Here is a 24002-nt window from a genome sequence, read left to right on the forward strand (position 1 = left end):
CGGCACATGAATATAATACGTTTTCCTTTTCTCGAAAAATTTTTCACATTCAAGTAATCCTATCGCTAAAAACTACTGTCTACTATAGATTTGGTCACAGCGAAGGAAATGAAAACCTTCTTGTATACCAGTATAACGCAAAAGTATTAACTTAACAAGCAATAAATGCAAAAATCCGGACTTTTTAAGTGGGTCCGGATTTGCATTTATCAATACTTACAGACTCTTTTTATGGAATTAGCTGTAGTATTTTTCCATCATTTCTTTGAAGACGGGGATGGATTTTTTGCAGGTTTCCGTATCGACGCAGTAGCTCAAACGCATGAATGCTTTGGAGCCGAATCCCGTGCCGGGTACGACGAGCATGTCGTATTCTTTTGCGCGATCGGAGAACGTTTCGCTGTCTCCGTCCGGAGATTTAATGAACAGGTAGAAAGCGCCTGCCGGTTTAGCGACTTGGTAGCCGATTTCGGTTAATGCGTCGAAGAGAAGGTCTCTGTTATTTTTGTAAACTTCTACGTCGGGTTCGACGTCGACGCAACGTTCGATGACTTTTTGCATTAAGGTCGGTGCACATACATAGCCTAAGGAGCGGCCTGCACCACCGATAGCGGGCATTAAGTCTTTATCTTCTACGGAGCCGGGAACGAGGATGTAACCGATGCGTTCGCCGGGGAGAGATAAGGATTTCGACCAGCTGTAGCAAACGACGGTGTTGGCGTAAAGGCTGGGTACCCATGCTACTTCGGCATCGTCAACTAATACGAGTTCACGATAGGGTTCGTCACTTAAGATGTAAATGGGACGGCCGATTTCTTTGCTCTTCTTTTCGAGAACGGCTGCGAGTTCTTTTAATGCTTCTTTGGAGTAAATAACGCCTGCCGGATTGTTCGGAGTGTTGATCAAGACGGCACGTGTGTTTTTGGTAAGCACTTTTTCAACGTCTTCTGCGTGAAGTTGCATATCATCGCGCGCTTCGACGAGTACCATTTTTCCGCCTTGGCTTTCGATGAAGACGGTGTATTCGGGGAAGAAGGGAGCCAATACGACGATTTCGTCGGTCGGTTCTTCGATAAGGGCTGCAAGGGAAATGCTCAAGGATGCAGCTGCACCGCAGGTCATGTAAAGGTTGCTTGCATCGTAATCGGTGCCGTAGCGTTTGTTTAGGTTATCGGCAATGGCTTGACGTGTAGATTCAAAACCGTTACCTGCCGAGTAGCTGTGAACTGCTTGAGGTGCTTGATTTTGGGTTAAATCGACGATAGCGTCTTGTACTGCTTTCGGTGCGGGAACGCTGGGGTTACCGATGGAGAAGTTTAATACATTTTCAGGTCCTACAACTTTTGCACGTTCTGCGCCAAATCCTGCGAGTTCGCGAATAATGGATTTTTGTTTGCCGAGGGATGTCATTCTTTTGTTCGCCATAATAGATACTCCTTTTGTTAGATTGTTTGGGTTCTATGCGTTCTCTTGAAGTTCTTTTGCACGTTTTTCTTCGCGGATAGCTTGTTCGCGATAAACATCGTCGCGGGTGCCGCCGAAGTTTGCAAATTTACCGAGTAGGCCACCGATTACAGCACAGATAAGTGCGGGGATGAGCCATTCAAATGCAAAGTTTCCTAAGGGGAATGCGGAGACTGTTTTTGCGAGGCTTCCCAATGCGTCGCCGCCTTGCATTTGAGAGAAGAGGTTGATCGCTTCGATAATGCCGATGACACCTGCGCCGAAGACGCCGCCGATGAATACGCCATTGTACTTGATCTTTTTGTCAAAGATGGAGAAGAGAATTAAGCAGATGACGATGGGGAATACGGCTGTCAGTACGGGGACTGCAATTTTAATGATGCCTTCTACGCCGAGTAGGGAGATGGCAAAAGCGACGAGAGTAGCGACGATAACCACATTGCGATAGGAAAGTTTTCCGTTGGTAACATCACTAAAGAAGTTGCCGCAAGTGGAGATGAGACCTGTGGATGTCGTCAAGCATGCGAGGGCAACGCCTAAGCCGAGTAAGAAGCGGCCTACATTGCCGAGTAATGTTTCGACGGTGCCGAGTAAGATGGCGGTACGGTCCATATCCGGTGTAAACATGGAGCTTACAGTGGATCCGACATAGGTTAAGGAGCCGTATACAAGTGCCAAGCAGATGAAGGCGATGATACCGATCATAATGCTTGCTTTAACTTGTGTCGCTTCGTCGTGATAACCTCTACGAATAAGGTCGGTTAAGACGATACCACTCATTAGGGATGCGCCGAGGGCGTCCATGGTTTGATAACCTTCTTTAAAACTCATTTTAAAGAGTTCCGGTGTGTCAGTTGTAATAGCGGCTGCCGGCGGATTGACGACGGCAACGACGGTAATAACGGCCAAGATAATGAGTAGGCCCGGTGTTAAGAATTGACCGATGTAGTCGAGTACTTTACCGGGATTCAATACGAGGTAAAGAGTAAGTCCGAAGAATACAACGGATGTAACGATAACGGGAACGGCGGGAAGGTTCGGTGCCACGAACATTTCGTGGGTCGTTGCGCCTGTTCTCGGTACGGCAAAGAAGGGGCCGATAATCAAGATACAAATGGCGGAGATGACCGCTGAGAATTTCCAGCCGACCCGTTTACCGAGGTCGATGGCGCGTCCACCGAGTTGTGCCGTTACGATAACACCCAAAATGGGAAGTACGGGGTCGGACATGAGGAATCCGAATGCCGCTGTAAACCAACGGTCGCCGGAGAGTACGCCCAGGTAGGGCGGGAAGATCATATTGCCTGCGCCGAAGAAAATGGCGAACAGAGCAAAACCACAGACGATGATATCTTTTCTTTTAATTTCCATAAGCACTCCTTCGTCCTTTCGGACGTTTGTGACTAGTCTTTAGTTGGATTAGAGACCGTTTACGATGTTAATGGGTTTTTCTCCATCTTCGATGCGCTTCATGTTGTCGTAAGACCATTGGCTCATACGCATGAAGGAGTCGTCGGTGGTGCCGGCAATGTGAGGCGTAATGGAGAAACGTGCCAAGCCGGTTTCGTTTAAGTGGAACAAGGGATCGTCATCCTTCGGGGGTTCCGGAGCGATAACGTCTATTGCGGCGAAGATCTTGCCGGCATTCAATGCGTCCGCTACATCGGCGTTGTTCATTAAGTCGCCGCGAGCGACGTTGACGATAATAGCGTCTTGTTGCATTTTGTCGATGGCTTCTTTATTGATCATGCCGCGTGTGGAATCGAGTACGGGGACGTGGTAGGAAATAATATTGCATTTTTCGTAAATTTCGTCGAGGCTTGCGTATTCAACGTTGAATTCTTTTTCGAAAGCTTCTTGACGAACGACGTCATAGTAGTACATTTTGCAGTCAAAGGGTTGTAAGAGTTTGGCAGCTTCGTGGCCGATGGCGCCGAGACCGATGAGGCCGATGACGCGGGAACCCATTTCGGTTTGTCCTTTTTCGGTAAATTCTTTGTAGCTTTCTTTAAAGCCTTCAGCGCCTTTTTCTTTGATCTTCATATCGGCTTCGGGCATTCTGCGAAGACTGGTTAACATGTGGGCAACGGCAAGTTCCGCTACGGGGCGAGCGTTTACGCCGCGGTTATTACATACGTAGATTCCTTTGGCTTTTGCTGCTTCAAGGTCGATTTTGTCGAAGCCTACGCCTAAAGATTGGATAAGTTTTACATTTTCCAATTTGTCGATAACGTCTTTACGGATAAAGTCTACGGGGCCACAGTGGATAACGTCTGCATCTTTGCATTGTTCGACTAATTCTTCGTCGCTGCAAGGATAGTTGATGTATTGGTAATCCCATTCAGCCGGTCTTTCCACGCCGAATTTTTCAACATAGTTCTTGTTACAGGTACTTCTGATTTTTAACATTTCGTCCTCCTTTTTTCAGAACCCTTCCTCTTTTCAAATGAAATAGTTTTCCTACATCGTACAGTTTAACCGATCCCCCTTTCGGGGGCGGCTAAACAATTTATATACACGGACCTCCGTATATAGCTTAGATCATGTCTGCAAAAGTTTGTAATGCAGTTTTGGCTTGTTCGAAGCTGACCATTTGTTGGTCGACTTCCACCATGTTCATGGGGATGTGTTCTTTTTGAAGATCGTCGCGAAGGATCGGGTAATCGAACTCGTCGGTGTCGCTGAATTTGGTCATTAAGTAAATGACGCCGGCGGCTCCCGATTCTTTTACTTTCTTCGCAATAATCGGTCCTCTTAATTTCTTTTCATCGAATACGAAGGTATTGCCTTCGATATCGGCGAAAACTTGTGCCAATGCGCGGAGGGGATTGCCCGTTCCTTCTTTGGCTTGAACTTCATATTGTAAACTTTCGTGTAGTACATTGTCATCGACGATGCCGAAGCCGAATTCTTCGAAGATCTTTAGAATGTCTTCGCTGTTGACGAGAATACCGGTGGTGACGACTTTTTTACCTTTGAAGTCTTCTTCCGGCATGGCTTTCAATGCTTCGTTGATTTCCTTTACTTTTGCAAGGTGTTCGTCTTTTGCGTAGCAATATGCACTGGAGAAGACGCGGTTGCGAAGTAGAGGCGTTACGGTGTTTAAGTGTTTGGCAGCCAAGGCGCTAAATTCGAGCATGGCTTTTCTATGTTCGTTATAAAGCTTAATGGCTTCTTCGATCGCGTCGTCGGAAATATCGTTTCCGGCGATTTTGGCCAGGTTATCTCTTAAGTGAGCGAATTGACGCGCATTGTATTCGATACCCGCTTCGATCTTACGGTTTTGACCGTAGGGAATGTAGAGCATGGGTACTTGAGGAATGGCGCGTTTCCAGTTTTGACTGAAACCTTTTAAGCCGTCGCTTAAATTGGTAATGAGCATGCCGGAAAGTTTATCTAATTTGCCTTGAAGACCCAAGTCCATGGTTCTCAAGATAATGGATGCGTAGAATGCCGGGAAGTATTCCTTCGCTTCTACAACTTCGCCTTCGGCGCCCCAAATGGTAACGGGTACGAGGCCTGCTGCGTGAATAATTTCTTCGGGTACGACGCCCGGAGCGGAAATACCGATTACTTTTTTGCCTTCATCCACATAGTGATCGATGGCTTTTAATACATCTGTATTTAATGCTTGAATAAGATCTACCGCTGTCACTTTTATGCCTCCTTAGATTTCTTTTGTTTGTTGGCTTCCATAACTTCGATAAGGCCTTGAACACGGGTGTCGTATTGTGCCTCGGAGAAGTTTCTCGGGTCGGCTTGGTCGCCGTCGAAGGTTGCCGTCGGGAGGCCGGTCTTTTCTCTGAAATCTCTTTCCATTTCGTAGGAAATAGCACTCCATTGTTTGCAGGAACGGTTAATGTGAACGAGCATGCCGTCGACATTGTTGTTTTCCGCAAGTTTCAAGCGCATATCGAGGGCGCGTTCGTAGCTGATGGCATTGGGTGTTGCACAGTAAGCTTCCATGAGCTCTCTCGTGTTGTTGTAAACATAACCGAATGCATCGGCATAAACGGTGCCGACGACGTTGACGCCTTGGCCTTGAAGGCCTTTATAGGTGTGACGAAGGTGGGGCCAGCAAGCGATACCTTCGAAGATGATGCGGTATTTTTCTTCGCCTTTAAATCCGGATTCGCCTCTTTTAACTTTTTCGTCGAATTCTTCGGCTAAGCGTTCAAACGCGATGGCCGATTCCAATTTACCTCTCGCACAAACGGCAACGGCCATGTGGTTGAAAATATCAAATCCACTGAAGGGAGAGGGGGTGTATTTGGAATAAGACGTAGCGTCGAGCCAGGCTCTACCGGTTCTATCGGAGATTTCCATGACTTCTTCGAATTTGTCTTGATCCCATTTTTTGCCGGAAATTTCTTCCAGTTGTTTAATGGCAACGTCGAATTGTCCCTTTAAATAGTCGACGCGGTCTTGGCCGGCATCGTATTCGTTGTTATAGGGAACGTCGATCATAATAAAGGGTACGTTTAAATCTCTCGCGAGATTTTCATACCATTTGATCATGCAGTTACAGATATTGTTGCAGCAAGCGACAAAATCCGGTTGGGGCATGTTGAGTTCGGGGATGTCGGTTTCTTCCGTGTACGCCATGGAAATTCTCGCATAGGCGCAGATGTCGTTGGAATAACCGCTATCTTCCGCTACATTACACATTCTTTCCCCGCCGCCTTTAGCCGATACGGCTGCCGCGTGGTTTTCCGGATAGACGACCTTAATGTCCAATGTTTCCAGAATTTCTTGGGGGAAGTTCGATGCACACCAACCTACAGGTTCGCCGGCTTCTTTTGCCGCCATGGCATCTTTATAGCCTTGGCCGGCAATCATGCCGATCATTTTAGCAGGGGGCACATCTTTGTATTGCTCTCTTATTTGGGCTTCTCTTTCTTTTAACGATTCTTTAGACATACTCAATCCTTCCTTAACTCTGTTTTTTGCATTCTTCAAAGGCATAGAGTGCGGCGCCGAAGGCACCTGCTAATTGGGAATCCTTTGAAACTTTAATTTCGCAGTCCAACTCGTTTTCCAATGCCCGTACAATGCCGGGATTTTTAGAAACACCGCCGGTCATGGCGACGGGCTTTTTCAAGCCGACCCGCCGTGCAAGACCTGCGACTTTAGTAGCGACGGAAGCGTGAATACCGCGCACGATGTTTGGAATCGAAATATCTTTCGCCAGGGCCGAAATAACCTCCGACTCGGCGAAGACCGTACAAGTCGAACTGATGGAGGCTTTTTCCGTCGCCTGTGCATCCAGCGTTCCTAAATCATCAATGCTCACATCTAATACATTGGCCATAACTTCGAGAAAGCGTCCGGTGCCTGCGGCACATTTGTCGTTCATTAGGAAGTTTTGCAGCATACCGTCTCGAATAGCTAATGCCTTAATATCTTGGCCGCCGATATCCACAATGGTTCCAATGTCGCCGAAGAGATAAACTCCACCCTTTGCGTGACAACTTAACTCGCTCATGGTTTTGTCGGCATCTTTAAAAGAATTTCTGCCGTAACCCGTCGCGACAATATAGTCGATCTCCTCGCGCTTGATGCCGGTTTTATCGAGTACTAACTCGATGACCTGTTTGGCACCTGTCGTGCCGGCGCCAAGACTTACCACTTCTTTTGCCAAGACATCTACTCCGTTTTTCAAAATTACGGCCTTTGAAGACGTGGAGCCGATGTCGATGCCCATGGTTATAATATCCACATTTCCATCCTTACTAATTGATTCTAAAAACTATTTTTCTTCCCATTCGTAGGCAATTTTGTTTTCGTACAGTTCGCCGATCTTCTTGTCGTCGTAGCCGAGTTCTTTGAGAATTTCGGTGGTGTGTTCGCCGATGAGCGGGCCCTTTTCGTAAGGCGTCTTGCCCATTTCGGTGTAGCGAACCGGTTGATTGACGAGAATACGTTCGCCACTGGGGTATTCCATCTTGCGGAAGCAGTCGTTAGCCCAAGCTTGTTCGTCTTCGAGAATTTCTTCCCAGTTTTGAGCGAGTGCGAAGGGGATGTCCGCTTCTGTTAAGATTTCTTTCCATTCGGCGTAATCTTTGGTTCCGAAACGTTCCATGATGACGTCGTAAAGGTGAGAACCTAATTTGTTTTCAATTAAGTTTTGAACCGGGAAATAACGATCGTCGTTTAAATACTCCGTAAGACCGAGTGCCGTCATGAATTTTTCGAAATACGTGTTGTAGTCCGGCATACAGGTTTGAACGTAGCGTTCATCTTTACTTCTCCAGCAAGCCAAGAAGGGATTCGGAGATTCTTTAATGTTGATCGGGTATTTTTCACCGTGATCGGTGTATTGAGCAGCTTGAACCATCATGCCCATGTTGAAAATAGCAGTTTCAAACAAGCTGGTTTCAACTTTTTCGCCTTTGCCCGTCATTTTTGCGTGGTAAAGAGCAGCTAAAATACCGGCTGCAAGGTTCATACCGACGTTGTGGTCGCCTACGCCAGGAACGACGTTCATGGGTACGCCGTCACGTTGTCTCAAGGTTTCGAGGTAACCGCCCCGTGCAAAGAACGAGGTAAAGTCAAAACCGGGAAGGTTTTTGTCCGGTCCGAATTCGCCGTAACCTGTACACATACCGTAAACAAGTTTCGGGAATTTTTCCTTTAACGTATCGTAATCGAGTCCTGCTTTTTCGAGGGCCTTCGTACGCCAGTTTGTAATTAAGACATCGGCATCTTCAAGTAACTTAAAGAGGATTTCTTTTCCTTCTTCACCGCGGGTGTCGATGGAGATACATCTCTTGTTTCCGTTTTCAAGTTCCCACGTCGTGTTTTCATACATGTCCAAAGGTCTTCCTTCGGAAGGAGCAGTGTAACGCAAGGGGTCGCCGCCGGAACGTTCAACCTTAATAACGTCTGCGCCCAAGTCGGCTAAGAAACGTCCGGTTGTAGCAGCTGCAATAAATGTAGCCAACTCGACAACCTTTACACCTTCCAAAAGTTTTCTGCTTTCTGTCATCTAATCCATCCTTTCAAGTCACACTCTGCCTTTGCAGAAGAAATGTTTGACAAAACTAATACTTAACAATATAGCTACTCGAAAAAATTTGTAAACTCCGGATCATCCACGACCATTCCGTGCACCGTATTAATGTGAACATCTGTCGCCAATAATGCGGCGTCGAGATCGTTGGATTTCACGGCCTCCAAAATTTTTTCGTGCTGCTCGACAAGCGTCGCCAGATAGACGCCGCTGTCCACGTAAATATTACGCCAACGCGCAATATGAAGAAGATGCTGATCCAGTAAATGAAGAATGTCTTCGGAATCATTGCCCGCGAGAATATAATTGTGAAACTGCTCGTCTAAGAGACGAAACTTTTCCACGTATTTTTTCTCGCCCTCAAACTGACGCTGCTTTTGAAGATTCAGTTCCATCTTCCCGATCGTGTCCTCTTTTAAAATAGGCCCCGCCATAAAACGTCTCAGAACTTCTTTTTCTACTGCTGCACGGATGAATAATGCCTTTTGTATGTAGTTTAAGTTCACGAGACTGACGTAGGTGCCCCTTTGGGGATACACTTTCAAGAGATTACTTTCAACTAATCGAGCAAAAGCTCCGCGAACGACGGATCTCGATACATTATACTCGGCGCTGACAGCGTTTTCGCTAAGCTGCATGCCCGGATATAGGGACAGATCAATTATTCGTCGGAGCAAGTCGTCATATAAAGCATAAGAATTCATCTTCATTTCCACACCCGTCTCCTTCTTGTGTACTAGTCTACTATTTCGTAAAAACAATTGCAAGAAGATTTTCTAAAAATTAACAAACAAGGATTTTCTTAAGTTATACTTTATATGTGTCTTTCTAATCCCTAAAATTACAACTTTATATAGGTTTTTAATCTTTCAGAATAAAATCTCCTTCACGGGTTGATCTGTGAAATGCTTTTCCTCGTTTTGTTATTATTTTATTTCATTTTCTTTTTTTTCGCAAATTTCCTCGTTTGTTTTTTTACATTTTTACTTGATATTTTTTTATTTTATAGTAAAGTAGTTCTTGTATACTAGTACTTATCGCCATGTGCAGCATAATGAAAATGGTTTCTGCGTTCCTATGTTGGGAGGTTTCATGGACTATTATAAGACGATCGGTTGCATGCCTTTTGAGTGGAAAAAGAAGCACCCGCAAAATGTCGCCATTATTCACAAAAATAAATCCTATACTTACGAGGATCTACATAATATTTCTCTTTCCTTCGCCGCCTATTTTGCAACAAGCGGCGTAAAGCGGGGAGATCACGTTTTGATCATGGGCAAAAATTCCGCCGATTGGCTCTTTGCCTTTTTCGGCTTGCAAATGCTCGGCGCCGTTACCGTTCCCGTCAACCCCTCGTACACGACGGCGGAAATCGCACAGATCATGAACATCGTCGGCGCCAAATACGTGGTCACTAACGAATTTCACGATTATGCTCAGCAAATTAAAAACATCCACAAGATTTCAAAAGATTACACCATACTCTATACCAATCGCGGATACCAATATTCCCATTTGCTCACCCTTAAAATTCATAATCAGCCGGAAGATGTTGCCTGTATTCTCTTAACCTCCGGAACCACAGGCGTCCCCAAAGGCGTACAGCTCACCCACATTAATCTTTTGCACAACGCCGCGAAAGTTTCCGAGATTACCGGCTGGAATGACGGGGATAATTTCTTGTTGAGCGTGCCCCTCTTCCACTGTTTCGGTCTATCCGCCACCACTCTTTGCGCCTTAATGGCGGGCGCAAAGCTTACGATTTTGGACAGCACGAAATCTTCCCATTTACTGGCCAGCATCGCCCAATACCACATTACGGTCTTTAACGGCGTGCCCGCCCTTTACCTCGTCGCCATGCGCCACAACGATCTCCGCCACTACGATCTTTCGTCTCTGCGCTCCGGCATTATTGCAGGTTCCCCCCTTACCTCGCGGGAATACATGGCCATTAAGAAAAATTTCGGCATCAAATACCTGATTCAATCCTACGGCCAAACGGAAACTTCTCCCGCCATTACGGTGGTGCGCCCCGACGAAGACGACGACATCGCGTCGGTAAGTGTCGGCACGGTCATCGACGACTGCGAAATCGCCATCGTCGACGACGACCTCAAGCCGCTTCCCGTGGGAAAAGCCGGCAACATCGTCGTGCGGGGAAAAAATGTGATGCGGGGTTATATTAACGGAAAGAATACTTACACGGAAAAAGATTGGCTCTGCACCGGCGACATCGGCTTGGTGGATGAAAAAGGCCATCTCTTTATTTCCGGCCGCACGAAAGATATTATTATTCGCGGCGGCGAAAATATATCCGCCCTGGAAATCGAAAACGTCGTAAAAGAACTGGATTATGTAGAGCAAGCGCGGGCTTTAGCTCAAAAAGATCCTATGATGGGCGAAGAAGTTTGCCTAAATGTATCCCTTACCGACGACAGAGATCCAAAAGAAGCGGAAGAAGCCATTCGCGAGCACTTGGCGGAAAGACTCGTGCGCTACAAAATGCCGAAATACATCATCATTCACCACGCCCTTCCCGCCAACGGAACGGGCAAAATCGACGACAAAGCGCTGCTCTGTTGGATGAAACAACACTTAGGCTAATTATCTTTCAACCGAAGGAGAAGGCTCGGGCATACACCCGAGTCTTTTTTGCGCCTTTGATTTGGAAATGCTGTTTTTATTTTTTCTAATTGATGTATAATATCAATTAGAAAAAGGAGATGCATATGAAAACTATTAATTTAGATTTACCCGTTGCCAAATTAGTCGAACAATACGCGGAATTGAAACCCATTTTAAAGGATTTAGGTTTCACTGAAATCGTCAATCCCGTAGCCCTTTCCACTGTGGGAAACATCGTCTCTCTGAAAAAAGGTGCTCAGATTAAAACGATCGACCTTAAATCCATCGTGAAACGATTGGAGGATGAGGGCTTTGAAGTCGTCGATCCTGCAAAACACGAGGAAAAAGAAGAAGCTAAAGAAGATCGCCTCGAGCTTTTGAAATCTTATATTCAAAGGCTCAGCCAAGGGGAGGATCTCGACGAGGTGCGAAAAGATTTTGTGGAAAACTTTCAAAATGTTTCGTCCAATGAAATCGTCGAAGCGGAACAATCCCTGATTTTAGGTGGCGTTCCCCTGGAAAAAGTGCAAAAACTCTGCGACATTCACTCCGCTCTTTTCCACGATCAGGACATTGTAGATGGGAGCGGCAAAGAGTTGGAACATGAGGTCGGCCATCCCCTGTATATTCTCGCCTTGGAAAATAAAAAAATCGGCGAACTCGTCAAATGTGTAAGGGAAAGTGAAGATAAACTTTCCGCCGTGGAAAAGCTCCTCGCCCTTCGTTCTCACTACGGGAAAAAAGCGGGGTTGATTTACCCTCTTTTAAAGACAAAGTATAAGATCAACGGACCGAGCGATGTTATGTGGGGGGTAGACGATGAAATACGTCAATCCCTTAGCCATATAGCGAAGACAAAAACCTACACGGAAGAAGAATTAATGGCCGTCTTGAACCGTGTGGAGGAAATGATTTACAAAGAGGAAAATATCCTCTTCCCCCTTTTGAAAGATCACTTTACCGACGAGGAGTGGAACAAAATTTACGGCGATCTGGCGGAATATGGTTTGGATCTCATCGGCGAATGTCCGGACTGGAAAGATTACGTGCCGGAAAAGGAAACCGCAGATAGCGACGCCGGGAAATTGCAGTTTGAAACCGGGTCTTTGACGGCGAAAGAGGCCGTGCAAATTTTTAGAACCTTGGATGCGGAGCTTACTTTTATCGACAAAGAGGACATCGTCCGCTACTATTCCGAAGGGGACGATAAAATCTTTCCTCGGCCGAAATCCTGTTTGGGACGCGATGTTGCATCATGCCATCCTCCCAAAATTGTTCCCATTGTAAAAAATCTTCTCGACGATTTTAAAAATAAGAAGCGGGATCGACTCGTCATGTGCCGAAAAATTAAAAATCGAGATATTTTGGTAAAATACCTTGCCGTCTATGACGATGGCGACTACATTGGCACTTTGGAAACCGTCGAAGATATTAGCGATTATAAAAATTAAAAAAGCAGGCCGACGCCTGCTTTCCACAAGAGATCCTCTCGAGGGATCTCTTTTTATGCTCTTAAATTCATAACCTCATCTTTAAAAATACGGGGATCCATTTCGATCATATGCTCACTTACGAGGGGCGTAAAGCCCATTTGATCCAAAATATCGCGTTGAAGATCGATTCCCGGTGCGATTTCTGTAATCATCAGCCCCTTTTCCGTGGGCTTCATGACGCAGCGATCGGTGATAAAGGTAATGTCCTGCCCGTTCTTTAAACCGTAGGCGGCGTTAAAGGTCGTTTGGCCGATGGAAGGGATGAATTTCTTTTGGGATCCCTCCTGCTCGATGACGAGTTTTCCGTCCTGCACCGATTCTTTTAAACCGCCTGCCGTTAGGGTGCCTACGAAAAATACCCGATTCGTGGGCTGAGAAATATCGATAAAGCCGCCGCAGCCGGCGAAGCGCCCGCCGAAATGGCTCACATTAATGTCGCCCATGGGGTTCACTTCGGCGAAACCTAAGAAGGCGCAGTCCAAACCGCCGCCGTTATAAAAATCAAACATTTGGTTCATAGGCAAATTGGCATCGGCATTCAGAGCCGATCCGAAGTTCGCGCCCCCTAAGGGAATGCCGCCTAAAATGCCGCATTCCAACGTCAAGGTAATCTCCTCGCCCATGCCCTCTTCGTTGGCGACGATGCCCACTACTTCGGGCACGCCGTAGCCTAAATTCACCACATCTCCCGGATGAATTTCCATGGCCGCGCGGCGGGCGATGATCTTTCGCTCGTTTAAGGGAAATTGGCTTTCGGGCTCGGCCGACACCTTTACGTGGCCGGCAATGGCCGGATCGTAGTAATTCGCCACCGTTTGGCGATGGGTCTTTTCAGGGTCATCACATAAAACGACGTAATCTACCAAAATTCCCGGAATCACCACGTCGTTTCGATCCAAGGATTTGGAATCTGCCAAGTATTTTACCTGAACGATCACTTTGCCGCCACAAGCCTTCGCCGCCATGGCGATTTCACGGGCGTCGATCATATTGGATTCTTCCTCCATGGTAATATTGCCCTTTTCATCAGCGGTGGTGCCGCGAATAATGGCCACGTCCAGGGAGGGCGCCTTATAAAATAAATACTCTTCCCCTGCCACTTCCGTCAGTTCCACCAAATCTTCCGTGGTAATATCGGTAAGTTTTCCGCCGCCCCGGCGGGGATCGCAGAAAGTATGGAGACCGATAGTGGTGAGCACGCCCTTTTGCCCGGCGGAAAGCGCCCTGTACATTTTCGACAAAACCCCTTGGGGAAAATTATACGCCTCGATACTGTGATCCAACGCCTGAGCTTCCAATCTGCGGTTTCGCGCAAAGTGCCCGGTCATGTAGCGCTTCACCATGCCCGGATGGGAAATTTCCATAATGCCCTCGTCGCCGTTATTTCCCGTACCCGCTGCCTGGAGAAGAGTCATATTCCGCGGCGCGCCCTCTTCCAAAAATCGCTCGCCGATAGCGCGCAAAATCGCGCTGGGCGTCGTGGCGAGCAAAAAACCGCTCACGGCAAGAGTGTCGCCATCTTCAATAAGTCGGGCAGCTTCCGCCGCCGTGATTCTATTCATAAAACCTCCGCTCCGTGTCATTTTGTATATTTAATCATTTTTAGTTTAACGGATAGAGGGAAAAAGTCAATTCGCAAATCGCGGACAAAAAAAGATGCCGGCAATGCCGACATCTGCTGTGACCAACTATATGCTATTCTTTCGCCTTCATCATAATCGTCCAAGGCGATTCCGTCACCAAAACGCCGTCTTGATTGACGAGGCGCGCTTCGAAATTGACGATGCCTTTTCCCGGTTTCGACGAGTGTTTCACCTCTACCGGTTCCACTTCCAAATGGACCGTATCGCCGATGCGAAGAGGGCTCTTGTAACGAATAGTAAGTTCCAAAAAGGCGATGGTGGTGCCGTCGAATATGCCGAGCATATTGGAAAGGCCCGTCATAATCGAGGCGCCGAGCATGCCGTGAGCGACCCGTTCTTTAAAGGGGCCGGTTTTGGCAAACTCGTCATTGGTGTGCAATACATTGAAGTCTCCGGAAAGGCCGGCGAAGTTGACCACGTCCGCCTCGGTAATGGTTCTGCCTTGTGAAATGTAGACTTTACCGACTTCAAATTCTTCTAAATATAATCCTTTAGGTTCGTAACTCATAGCTCCTCCTATTCAAAATGGGCGCGGCGCTTTTCGCGAAAAGCCGCCATTCCCTCGATTTGATCCGGCGTGCCGAAAATCGTGGCGTTCATGGCGTTTTCGAGAGCGATTCCGCCATCCAATGTCATGTCAAGCCCTAGGTCCACCATTTCCTTTGCCATGCCGACGGCGGTCTTGGAATTTTTCGCAATGGATTTCGCCAGTTCCACGGCACGATCCATAACATCCTCCGGCGACACGACGTCGAGAACGAGGCCGAATTCTTTTGCCTTGTGAGCGTCGATGACCTCTCCCGTCATCAGCATATACATGGCGTTCATACGCCCGATGGCGCGGGGCAAACGCTGGGTTCCGGAAAATCCGGGGGTAATGCCCAGTGTCACTTCGGGAAATGCCATTTTCGCTTTTTCCGATGCGATGCGAAGGTCGCAAGCCAGGGCGAATTCCATGCCGCCGCCGAAAGCGTAGCCGTTAATGGCGGCGATAGTGGTAATCTTCATGGTTTCGATGCGACGGAAGAGATCTTGTCCTTTTTTGGAAAAAGATGCCACTTCCATGCCCCGCAAATACTCCATTTCCTTGGTGTCGGCGCCGGCGATAAAAGCCTTCCCCGCTCCCGTAAAGATGACGACACGAACATCCTCTTTCTCAATGCGATCGATTGCGTTTTTAAGAGCGTCCAACATATCGCTGTTGAGAGCATTCATCGCTTCCGGCCGATTAAAGATTACAGTAGCGATGCGCTCTTCGATTTTTAAATCGATCATGCAAATCGTCCCTTCAAATCCATGAGCTTGTCCTCAAAAATGGAAAGGTCCATGGTCTTTACGTCGTCGGCTACGATGGGATCAAATTCCATTTGGTCGATAATATCTTTTAAAATGTCCACGCCCGGCGCCACTTCCGTAATGACGAGACCTTTTTCCGACGGTTTCATGACGCAGCGGTCGGTGATGAAAGTGACGTTTTGTCCGTTTTCCAAGCCGTAATCGGCGCTGTAAGTGATTTGATCCAAAGATTTTAAGAATTTTTTGCGCTTACCTTCCTGCTCGATGACGAGTTTCCCGTCTTCCACACGTTCTTTTAAGCCGCCGGCCGTCAGGGTGCCGCAGAAATAAATATTCTCAGTGGATTGGGAGATGTCGATAAAGCCGCCGCAACCGGCAATGCGATCGCCGAATTTGCTGACGTTAATGTCGCCCTTGCTGTTAACCTCGGCGAAGCCTAAGAAGGCGCAGTCCAATCCGCCGCCGTTGTAGAAGTCGAATTGTTGATTCATAGGCAGGCCCACCATGGCGTTGACCGCCGAACCGAAGTTGGCGCCGCCTAAGGGAATGCCGCCGATCATGCCGTCTTCCAACGTCAGGATAATTTCATCGCCGAAGCCCTCTTCGTTGGCGACGATACCGACGACTTCGGGAATGCCGATGCCCAGGTTCACAACATCTCCCGGATGAAGTTCCATGGCGGCGCGACGGGCGATAACCTTCCGTTCATTTAAGGGGAAGCTTGCGCTTTGTTCCATTATGACGCGGCGTTGGCCTGCAATGGCCGGGTCGTAAAAGTTTGCCGGCGTTTGGCGATGTTTCGTTTCCGGCTGTTCACTCAAGACGACGTAATCCACGAAAATACCGGGGATAATGACGTCGTTGCGATTAATGGATTTGGAATCGGCCAGGTATTTTACCTGAACGATGACCTTGCCGCCGTTTGCCTTTGCCGCCATGGCGATTTCCCGGGCGTCGACAACGGATGCTTCCTCTTCCAGGGTAATATTGCCCTGCTCGTCGGCGGTGGTACCGCGAATAATGGCCACGTCGATATGAGGCGCTTTGTAATAAAGGAATTCTTCGCCGCCCACTTCCAGAAGTTCGACTAAATCTTCTTTTGCGGCGGAATTAATTTTTCCGCCTTCCAAACGAGGGTCGCAGAAAGTTTTCAGTCCGACTTTTGTAATGTCGCCGTTAAAACCGGAGGCGATGTTGCGGTACATTTTCGATACGACCCCTTGAGGGAAATTGTACGCTTCCACTTCGTTGGCATTGGCTTGATCGATGAGCCGTTGATTGTTGGCAAAGTGGCCGGTGATATAGCGCTTAATCATGCCGGGATGGGAAATTTCATAAATCCCTTCGTCTTTATTATTGCCGATGCCGGCTGCTTGAAGGACCGTTAAATTTTTCGGGCTTCCCTCTTCCAAAAAGCGTTCGCCAATGGCGGTTAAAATTTCAGAAGGTGTGGTTTGAAGTAAAAATCCCGATACAATCAGGCCGTCCCCGTCTTGGACGAGTTCCGCCGCTTGTTTTGCATTAATACGTTTCATAATCAATCCTTTCCATATTCCAAGACGATTAAATAATGCCCATGAGACCGAGGCAAAGCGCCGTGATCAAACCGAAGAACGGTACGATACAGGTGGCGATGAAAATGCCCGGGTAGCCTTCTTTAAAGGAAAGACCCGCTACCATTAAGAAAGTAACATTAGGGCCTGCGTGAGGCAGAGAGTCTAAAACGCCGGCTGCAATAGCGCAGACGCGGTGTAGAAGTTGAGGTTCGATGCCCATGTTTAAGAAGTTTTGGCTCATAGAGTCCATGAAAATCGTAATCCCCGCCGAAGAAGAACCTGTAATCCCCGCAATAATATTGACCGCAAGGGCCGCCGAAATCAGGGGATTAAATGCGAGGCCTGTGGCGAAGCTTACGAAGGCTTGGAATGCGGGCACGAGGCGAATGGCGCCGCCGAAGCCGACGATGGACGATGTGTTGACGAGGGCGTTGATGGAACCTTCACTGGCCATACGAACCGATGCCTTGGGATCATCGAGGCGTTTGTAGAAAAGAAGATAGGTTACGATGGCGCCTGCTAAAAGAGCGATGACCACAGAATAAATAGGGTCGATGTCGATGCCCGCAAAGCGTACACCTAAAATCGTAGCGACGATGACGATAATGGGGATAATGGACAGGCCGAAAGCAGGTAAGTTTTCCATTTGTTCGGCGGAAATGCCGATTAATTTATCTTTTTCGCCCAGTTCAAACTTTTCGCCGTTAGCCTTCAACTTCTTAATGTAAGCGTTGAAAATAATAACACCTACGGTAAACATGACGATGGAAGCGCCGATGCCCACGAGGGGTGCGGCTGTCGTCGTCGTGCCCAAATATTTCGTGGGGATAATGTTCGTAAGAGCCGGAGAGCCGGGAAGGGCCGTCATGGTAAAAGAACCTGCGCCCAGCATAATGGCTCCGGGGATCACGCGCTTCGGAATATCCGCTTCCTGGAAGAGAATAAGCGCAATGGGATAAATCGAGAAGACGATGACGAAGACGGAAACGCCGCCGTACGATAAGATAACCGACGATAAGACGACGATTAAAAAAGCGTGTTTCGCACCGAATGTATCGGTGAGCTTTTTTGCAATGGCACTTGCCGCGCCGGATTTCGATAAGAGCTCGCCTACCAGTGAGCCCAGTAAGAACATAATGAGATAGCTTGCGATAAATCCGGTCATGGCAGGGGCATAACCCTTCATAAAACCGGGCCAAATATCAAATCGGTTGGTAACAAAAATAACTAGTGCTGCAAATAAGGACACCGGCAATGCGTGATAGCCTTTAAAGACCAGGACGATAAGCACAGCCAATGCCAGTAATAAGCCAATAACTCCCATTTTGCACTCCTTTCATAGATTAAGGGTATAGACTAAACTAGCGAACCATTTAAACGATTTTTTTCTAACAATCGGAATAAAAAAAATAGATTCCTTCAAATATGTTGTAATAATTTACTCCCATTGCCCTTCGTTCTGTAAATATCTTATCAAGCTTTACTCGTTATTAAAAAGACGAAAATGTAATCATTTTCATAACTTAAAGTTATCGTATAATAGAATGTAAGGAGGGCCTATGATCGACCTACAAAAAATCATCTACTTTATCGCCGTCGTGGAAAATAATTTTAATATTACCAAGGCGGCCCAAGAGCTTTATATTTCTCAACCGGCGCTGAGCAACGCCATACGCGCCATGGAAAAAGAAGAGGGCGTCGCCCTTTTTATTAAAAACAAAGGCCGCTACACGGATCTGACCCCCGGCGGACGCTATTTATATGAAGAGGGCAAGCTCCTTCTTCGTCGCCACGAAAAAATAATCCGTCAACTCCATCGCATCGGGAATCACTTTGCGCGCACCGTCAACATTGCGGCGCCTCCCTTTTTGTTGCGCAGCTATTTGGCATCCATTCTATTTTTCCTTCACGAACGTTTTCCCGGAGTAGAATTCATTTTTTCCGAAACGGATCAGGAAGGATTAAAAGAAAGCCTACTGAATCAGTCAGTCGATCTGGGACTTATGACCGAACCGAACGATTACAATAATGTGGGAATTTCCAAAATCCCCGTAGATCACTCAAAATTTGCCGCCATTCTCTCCAAAAGCCACCCGCTGGCCAAGAGAGAATACCTCGATTGGGAAGACATCGTCCACTATCCCCTGTCCGTTCCCGGCGATAAGTTCTCCACATACTACCTCATCCAAAATGCCATTCATTCCAGAGGACTCGAAGCCCACGTAGCCCTCGCCGGATCCGTTTGGGATTTTCAGGTAACGACCCTTATCGGCACCGATTACATCAGCCTTATGCCCGAACGCATTCGCCATTATTTTACGAAAGACATGGTAAGAAATTTAACCATGGTTCCCGTACGCGAATCCGTAGATTGGACAGTGGTATGTTGCGAAAATATTGCCGTCGAAAATCCGCCTATTATAAAAGAAATAAAGCGCTTTATCATCGACAAAATTCAAGATATGGAGGAATAGAAAAAGAGCCCGTAGTGGGCTCTTTTCAAAGGAATTATTCTGAATTTCCGTACACATTATGTCGGCGATTACTACTTCTCTCCGTCTCTATCTATCCGTCGTGCGCCTTTTGCATCGAAGGTGCGGCGCAGATCTATTTCCGTGGCGGCGATGGTGGCCAAGAGCACGGCGGTTTCAAAGGCGGTATAGTAACCCATCCATTCCCCGCCCCTTGGATGGCGAAGAACGAGGATCAAAACCATTAATGTAAAAAGGGCGAGAATTCTTCCCCCTATTCGCCACCGCTTGGCGCAGGCGGCCTGTGCATAGTTCCATGTATCCTGATTGATCATGGACATGGCGGTGCGGTATCCGTAGGCTGCGTTAATTGTTTTCGGCGAATGATCTCTCATGATGCGGCCGAAACAGATCATGATCCCCGGAATTAAAAACACGGAAAAGGCCATAAGAACACGAAAACCCATAGACGCTCCCCTCTCTTAAACATTTTTCCAAGCACATTTTAGTGGCATCGAATGGTCGCGTCAAGTGGACCTCGGCAGTGAATCCTCTAGCTTGCCAATTCAAGACACAAAAAAACCTGCTCTTCAGCAGGTTTAAATATCGATAACTTCTTTGAATCCGAATGTTTTGGCCAATGCCAGGAGTTCGGACTTTTTTTCGCGTGTCGGCGCTTGTAATACGTCGACGTAATCTTTTCGCACGCCGAAGGGGCGGTAGCTAATGAGTTTAATGACGACGTCGCCAATGTGTTCTCCCAGTACGCTCGCCACTTCTCGCAAGGTGCGCTCGTTGTCCAAATGACCTAAAAGGACGAGGCGCACTTCTTCAAGCCCTCCATGTTCGGCGAGATAAGCGAGGTTTTGTTTAACGATGTCATTGTCTCGCCCCGTCAGTTTTCGGTGATCCTCTTTATCCCACGCCTTCACATCCAACATGACGCCGTCGGAAATACGAAGCAGTTCATTGAGGGCGCCTTTTGAAAAATCCATGCCGCCGTTGGAGTCGATGAGCGCCGTGAGCCCTCGCTCCTTCGCCCCTCGAAAGAGGGGAATGAGCCCTTCCGCTTGTAAAGTGGATTCGCCGCCGCTGACGCTGATGCCTTCGATAAAGGGCATGGCGTCGTCGATTGCGTTTAAAATCTCTTCCGCTTCCATGGCCCGCACTTTCGGCGAGGCGCCGTGGGTGCAGGTGGCGATACATTTGTCGCAGTCCACACATTTGACGGGATCCCACACTACTTTTTCGCCTTCCATGGAAAGGGCGGATACCGGACAGGTTTCGATGCAATCGCCACAGTGAATGCAGCGGTGAATGGTTTCGGGATTGTGGCAATACATGCAGTTAAAATTGCACGCTTGCAAGAATATAGCAAAACGATTCCCGGGACCGTCGACGACGCTCATGGGAATCAGTTTGTTGACATATAACATTAGACGCCTTCGACTTTTCGGTCCAAGATGCCGTATTTCGTCAGGGGATCGGCTGCGTATTGCGCCGTATCGTAAGTTACTTGTTTGCCCGCTTTAAAGGCTTCCACGTCGGATTTTTTAACGAGGTAGCCGGTGACGCGAATGAGATCGCCGTCGTCGTTGTAAGCGGAAAGGTAGCGGTTGCCGAGTTTAAAGCCGCCTTTAAATACGTCGAGAACTGCCTTCGGGTTGCGCTTCGCCGTTTCGTCGAAGGGGAAGTGATCGCCGACGCCGGAGGGGAAGTATTTTTGGAATTTTGCCGCTTGGCGAATGTGGGTGTAAAGATCCGGTTCCTGACCGATGGGAATACGGTGTGCCGCCGTGGTACCTTCATCGTTTGCCGCCCCTACTTGTGCGTGGAGCATAAAGCGATGGTTCCATACCGGGCTGTAATCGGATGTAAAGTTCTTTACCCGTTCTTCGATAAAGTCCATAACGCGAATGCCCATGGCATCTGCCGATTCGTCGATACCGAATTTTGCATCGACGCCGTCTTTTTTAAGAAGTTCTTGAGTACATTCCGCAAGGCCTACCATGCCGAAGAGGCCGACGAAGTTGTCGAGATCGACGAAATCTTCTTTAACGAGGAAGTTGGATTTAAAGAAAGAGGTTTCCTCGACCAGATAGTGGATTTTCGATTCCATAAAGTGGAGCATGGTGTCGATGGCGCGGGGCAAGTTGTTTGCGAAGAACGCGTCCACGCTTTCGGCGCCTTCCGCAATTTTATTGAGGCGTAAGCGGCTCAGGGTAAAGGCGCCGCCGTGTTTGGGAAGGGCGTTGTAGCAGGATGCGATGCCGTAATCTACATCGCCGAAATCGCTGCTGTAGTATTTATCGTTGGCGAAGGCCGGGTTGGCGCAGACGAGGCTCGTCTTTAATGCCTTTTCCGCAAAGGCATCGGGCGTCTTGTCTTCGTCATAAAGAAGGGTCATGTTCGGCGTTACGATTTGAAGTTCCGCCACAAGGTCTAAAATAATATTGCCCGTTTCCGTTTCGTAAGGGCCGATATTGGCGTGGCAGAAAGAATCGTCTACGGTGCGATCCAGCTGAATCAGAAAGCTCTTTAAAATAGCCTTTGCTTCTTCCCGATCGGTTTTTTGTACAAAGGGCTCGAGGAGATCGTCGAGGGCGCCGATGTAAACCGGAAAGCGGGTAACGCTGGGTACGTGGTGGTACATGACAAGGAGAGCCGTAGTCGCTTCTAAAAGCGTCTTCGGCGGTTCCATACGTAAAAAGTCGCTGCCTTCTTTTAAGTATTTTTCGTAATCCGGAAGGATGTAGCGAGGCGCATAGGGCGCGTGGCCTTCGTCTAAATCGCAGATTTCACTCTTATCGTAAAGTTCGTAAAAAGCATCCTCTCCCTTTACCGGATAATCCATTACATTTTCCGCAATTTTTGCGAGACGAGACGTTTGTTGTCCATAAGTTTGTGCAGTATCTTGCTGAATAGCTTTTACCGCATCCCGTACACTTTCAATACTAAAAAAACGTTCCATTATTGGCCTCCCTTTCCCTTTTTCTAGGGATAGTATATACTGAATGAAAATAAAAAAAGATGCCAGATGGCATCTTTTGGAGGGCTTTATGGATTTTTCTACGCTTTTTTCAAATGGAATGCTTTCCGGACGCAGACGGTTTCAAAAAGGGGATATGCTCCTTTATCCGGACAGCGAGCAATACGCCATTTTGTTTTTGGAATCGGGCACGGTGGAAGTTTCCCGATACGATACGGAAGGGGAACGTATTTTGCAGAGCTTTATGGCGGCGCCTCAATGTTTCGGCCTCGTGGAATCTTTTGCCGATGCGCCGATTCTCTGCGGTGTAAAGGCCGTGACAAAGGGCAGTTGTTACGCTCTTTCCCCGGAGGATGCCCTCTTTAAAGACGGCAAGGTTTTAGACTTTCTGCTCCGCTACATTTCCACCCTTTATGTAGAGGAAATGGGGCGCAGCGCCCGTGAAAAACATCTTTCCGGGAAGGAGCGCCTGCTCCACACTCTTTATCGAATGGCGCAAAAGCCCTTCCCCTACACCCTGCCTCTAACTCGGGAAGATCTCTCCGATCTGTTAGGCATTCCTCCAAGAAGCCTTTACCGCTATTTAAAGGAACTGGAAGATGAGGGTTTTTTAACGCGTGTGCGGGGCAAAGTTGTCCTCGACGAAGAACACATCGCTAGGATAGACGGTATTTTTCATCGGATTTAACCACGTGGCGATCGATAAAGATGTGGAATTTCATGCCGAGTATAATCAGGAGACAGGAGACGGCCAGGCAAAGGGGCACGTATAAGAGATCGGGCATATCGCCGACCAATGGCTTTTCTCTGAAATAAAAGTAGTTTCCGTCGACCAACGGATTTACGAGATAGGTAAACACGAAGTACGCAAAAAAGGCTTTAAGGGCCGGTTGTATATCTTTGTGGGTAATGGTAAAGCCCCTGGTAATGTGGCCGTAGAGGCCAAAGAGGAGGTTCACCGTGTGGCTGATAAAAAAGCTGAGGCCGATGGGGTGATTAATAGGCGTCACTTCCAAAGGATAGGCGAAACTCAACAGGGCGAAAAAGCCGAAGGCCGTGCCGATAATGTAGAGCGTCCGCTTTTTCGTAAAAAGATAGGCTAAAATCACGAGACTCGCCACTCGACAAATATGTAAGGGCAAGGATTCCGATAAAATGAAATCGTAGTGGAACACGTAGGTTCCGTACATTAAGATTTGTTGAAAAATAATAATCCCGGCGAGGATTTTATCCGCCCGATTGGCGTGGGTGCGAATGGTTTCCCGCTTGCGCATTAAAAAGTAAAGCACGACCAAAAAGCCGATTAAGTAAACAAAATGGCCCGGTCCCAAGAAGGAAATATACTCTTCTTTTAAGGTCATAAACTAATTCCTCTTTCTTTTTTCGGGTAGTTTAACATAGTTTTTTACGGTGACGGTGACAATTTTGTGGAGAAGATGTTAAGATTCAGCAA

Annotated in this window: 21 protein-coding genes; 4 read left to right on the plus strand and 17 right to left on the minus strand. The window is 47.6% G+C overall.

Annotated elements, in window-relative coordinates; all coding sequences use genetic code 11:
- Positions 1-237 precede the first annotated feature (237 nt).
- The 8 genes from HMPREF1863_RS01060 to HMPREF1863_RS01095 all read right to left on the minus strand — a co-directional run bounded on the left by HMPREF1863_RS01060 (position 238) and on the right by HMPREF1863_RS01095 (position 9186).
- Positions 238-1425 carry a pyridoxal phosphate-dependent aminotransferase gene (locus HMPREF1863_RS01060; RefSeq protein WP_068366463.1) on the minus strand — a complete coding sequence of 396 codons (1188 nt, stop codon included), beginning with the start codon at positions 1423-1425 and terminating at the stop codon, positions 238-240.
- A 33-nt stretch (positions 1426-1458) separates the two neighbouring features.
- On the minus strand, positions 1459-2835 hold the full coding sequence (gene brnQ / locus HMPREF1863_RS01065; RefSeq protein WP_068366466.1) for a branched-chain amino acid transport system II carrier protein: 1377 nt from the start codon (positions 2833-2835) through the stop codon (positions 1459-1461).
- Positions 2836-2883: 48 nt separating this feature from the next.
- Positions 2884-3873: a 2-hydroxyacid dehydrogenase gene (locus HMPREF1863_RS01070; RefSeq protein ID WP_068366469.1), complete on the minus strand. Its 990-nt coding sequence runs from the start codon at positions 3871-3873 to the stop codon at positions 2884-2886.
- Positions 3874-4000: 127 nt separating this feature from the next.
- On the minus strand, positions 4001-5119 hold the full coding sequence (locus HMPREF1863_RS01075; RefSeq protein ID WP_068366471.1) for a 2-hydroxyacyl-CoA dehydratase subunit D: 1119 nt from the start codon (positions 5117-5119) through the stop codon (positions 4001-4003).
- Positions 5120-5121: 2 nt separating this feature from the next.
- Entirely contained in the window at positions 5122-6384 is a 1263-nt protein-coding gene (locus HMPREF1863_RS01080; protein WP_083508457.1) for a 2-hydroxyacyl-CoA dehydratase subunit D, read from the minus strand.
- Between the two features lie 13 nt (positions 6385-6397).
- Positions 6398-7183 (minus strand): acyl-CoA dehydratase activase, encoded by a 786-nt coding sequence (locus HMPREF1863_RS01085; protein WP_269746505.1) that lies wholly within the window; start codon positions 7181-7183, stop codon positions 6398-6400.
- Between the two features lie 30 nt (positions 7184-7213).
- The gene (locus HMPREF1863_RS01090) at positions 7214-8452 is read right to left on the minus strand and encodes a CaiB/BaiF CoA transferase family protein (protein WP_068366474.1); all 1239 of its coding nucleotides are present in this window, start codon (positions 8450-8452) and stop codon (positions 7214-7216) included.
- A 74-nt stretch (positions 8453-8526) separates the two neighbouring features.
- On the minus strand, positions 8527-9186 hold the full coding sequence (locus tag HMPREF1863_RS01095; RefSeq protein ID WP_232300084.1) for a GntR family transcriptional regulator: 660 nt from the start codon (positions 9184-9186) through the stop codon (positions 8527-8529).
- Between the two features lie 382 nt (positions 9187-9568).
- Here HMPREF1863_RS01095 and HMPREF1863_RS01100 point away from each other — a divergent pair, with 382 nt between their 5' ends.
- Positions 9569-11080 (plus strand): class I adenylate-forming enzyme family protein, encoded by a 1512-nt coding sequence (locus HMPREF1863_RS01100; protein ID WP_068366480.1) that lies wholly within the window; start codon positions 9569-9571, stop codon positions 11078-11080.
- 125 nt (positions 11081-11205) lie between these two features.
- Positions 11206-12552 (plus strand): DUF438 domain-containing protein, encoded by a 1347-nt coding sequence (locus HMPREF1863_RS01105; protein WP_068366483.1) that lies wholly within the window; start codon positions 11206-11208, stop codon positions 12550-12552.
- A 53-nt stretch (positions 12553-12605) separates the two neighbouring features.
- Here the strand turns inward: HMPREF1863_RS01105 and HMPREF1863_RS01110 are convergent, their stop codons facing one another.
- The 5 genes from HMPREF1863_RS01110 to HMPREF1863_RS01130 all read right to left on the minus strand — a co-directional run bounded on the left by HMPREF1863_RS01110 (position 12606) and on the right by HMPREF1863_RS01130 (position 18413).
- The gene (locus HMPREF1863_RS01110; protein ID WP_068366486.1) at positions 12606-14156 is read right to left on the minus strand and encodes an acyl CoA:acetate/3-ketoacid CoA transferase; all 1551 of its coding nucleotides are present in this window, start codon (positions 14154-14156) and stop codon (positions 12606-12608) included.
- A gap of 133 nt (positions 14157-14289) precedes the next feature.
- Positions 14290-14745 carry a MaoC/PaaZ C-terminal domain-containing protein gene (locus HMPREF1863_RS01115; RefSeq protein WP_068366489.1) on the minus strand — a complete coding sequence of 152 codons (456 nt, stop codon included), beginning with the start codon at positions 14743-14745 and terminating at the stop codon, positions 14290-14292.
- A gap of 8 nt (positions 14746-14753) precedes the next feature.
- Positions 14754-15512 carry an enoyl-CoA hydratase/isomerase family protein gene (locus HMPREF1863_RS01120; protein ID WP_068366492.1) on the minus strand — a complete coding sequence of 253 codons (759 nt, stop codon included), beginning with the start codon at positions 15510-15512 and terminating at the stop codon, positions 14754-14756.
- Entirely contained in the window at positions 15509-17068 is a 1560-nt protein-coding gene (locus HMPREF1863_RS01125; protein WP_068366495.1) for an acyl CoA:acetate/3-ketoacid CoA transferase, read from the minus strand. Before HMPREF1863_RS01125 ends, HMPREF1863_RS01120 begins: the two co-directional genes overlap by 4 nt.
- A 28-nt stretch (positions 17069-17096) precedes the next feature.
- Positions 17097-18413, minus strand: coding sequence for a GntP family permease (locus tag HMPREF1863_RS01130; protein WP_068366498.1), 1317 nt, complete (start codon positions 18411-18413; stop codon positions 17097-17099).
- Between the two features lie 235 nt (positions 18414-18648).
- Between HMPREF1863_RS01130 and HMPREF1863_RS01135 the strand changes: the two genes are divergently transcribed.
- Complete coding sequence (locus HMPREF1863_RS01135; RefSeq protein WP_068366501.1) at positions 18649-19563, plus strand: LysR family transcriptional regulator; 915 nt, start codon at positions 18649-18651, stop codon at positions 19561-19563.
- 71 nt (positions 19564-19634) lie between these two features.
- Here HMPREF1863_RS01135 and HMPREF1863_RS01140 read toward each other — a convergent pair whose 3' ends face one another.
- From HMPREF1863_RS01140 to HMPREF1863_RS01150, 3 genes are all read right to left on the minus strand, one after another.
- Positions 19635-20027 carry an SdpI family protein gene (locus HMPREF1863_RS01140; protein ID WP_068366504.1) on the minus strand — a complete coding sequence of 131 codons (393 nt, stop codon included), beginning with the start codon at positions 20025-20027 and terminating at the stop codon, positions 19635-19637.
- Between the two features lie 132 nt (positions 20028-20159).
- On the minus strand, positions 20160-20996 hold the full coding sequence (locus HMPREF1863_RS01145) for a YjjW family glycine radical enzyme activase (protein WP_068366506.1): 837 nt from the start codon (positions 20994-20996) through the stop codon (positions 20160-20162).
- Positions 20996-22531, minus strand: coding sequence for a YjjI family glycine radical enzyme (locus HMPREF1863_RS01150; RefSeq protein WP_157065052.1), 1536 nt, complete (start codon positions 22529-22531; stop codon positions 20996-20998). Before HMPREF1863_RS01150 ends, HMPREF1863_RS01145 begins: the two co-directional genes overlap by 1 nt.
- A gap of 88 nt (positions 22532-22619) precedes the next feature.
- Between HMPREF1863_RS01150 and HMPREF1863_RS01155 the strand changes: the two genes are divergently transcribed.
- The gene (locus HMPREF1863_RS01155; RefSeq protein ID WP_068366513.1) at positions 22620-23237 is read left to right on the plus strand and encodes a Crp/Fnr family transcriptional regulator; all 618 of its coding nucleotides are present in this window, start codon (positions 22620-22622) and stop codon (positions 23235-23237) included.
- Here the strand turns inward: HMPREF1863_RS01155 and HMPREF1863_RS01160 are convergent.
- The gene (locus HMPREF1863_RS01160; RefSeq protein ID WP_068366517.1) at positions 23206-23910 is read right to left on the minus strand and encodes a YwaF family protein; all 705 of its coding nucleotides are present in this window, start codon (positions 23908-23910) and stop codon (positions 23206-23208) included. The two genes, HMPREF1863_RS01155 and HMPREF1863_RS01160, sit on opposite strands and share 32 nt — an antisense overlap.
- Positions 23911-24002 lie beyond the last annotated feature (92 nt).

The sequence above is a fragment of the Aedoeadaptatus coxii genome (assembly GCF_001553115.1).
Classification (GTDB): Bacteria; Bacillota; Clostridia; order Tissierellales; family Peptoniphilaceae; genus Aedoeadaptatus; species Aedoeadaptatus coxii.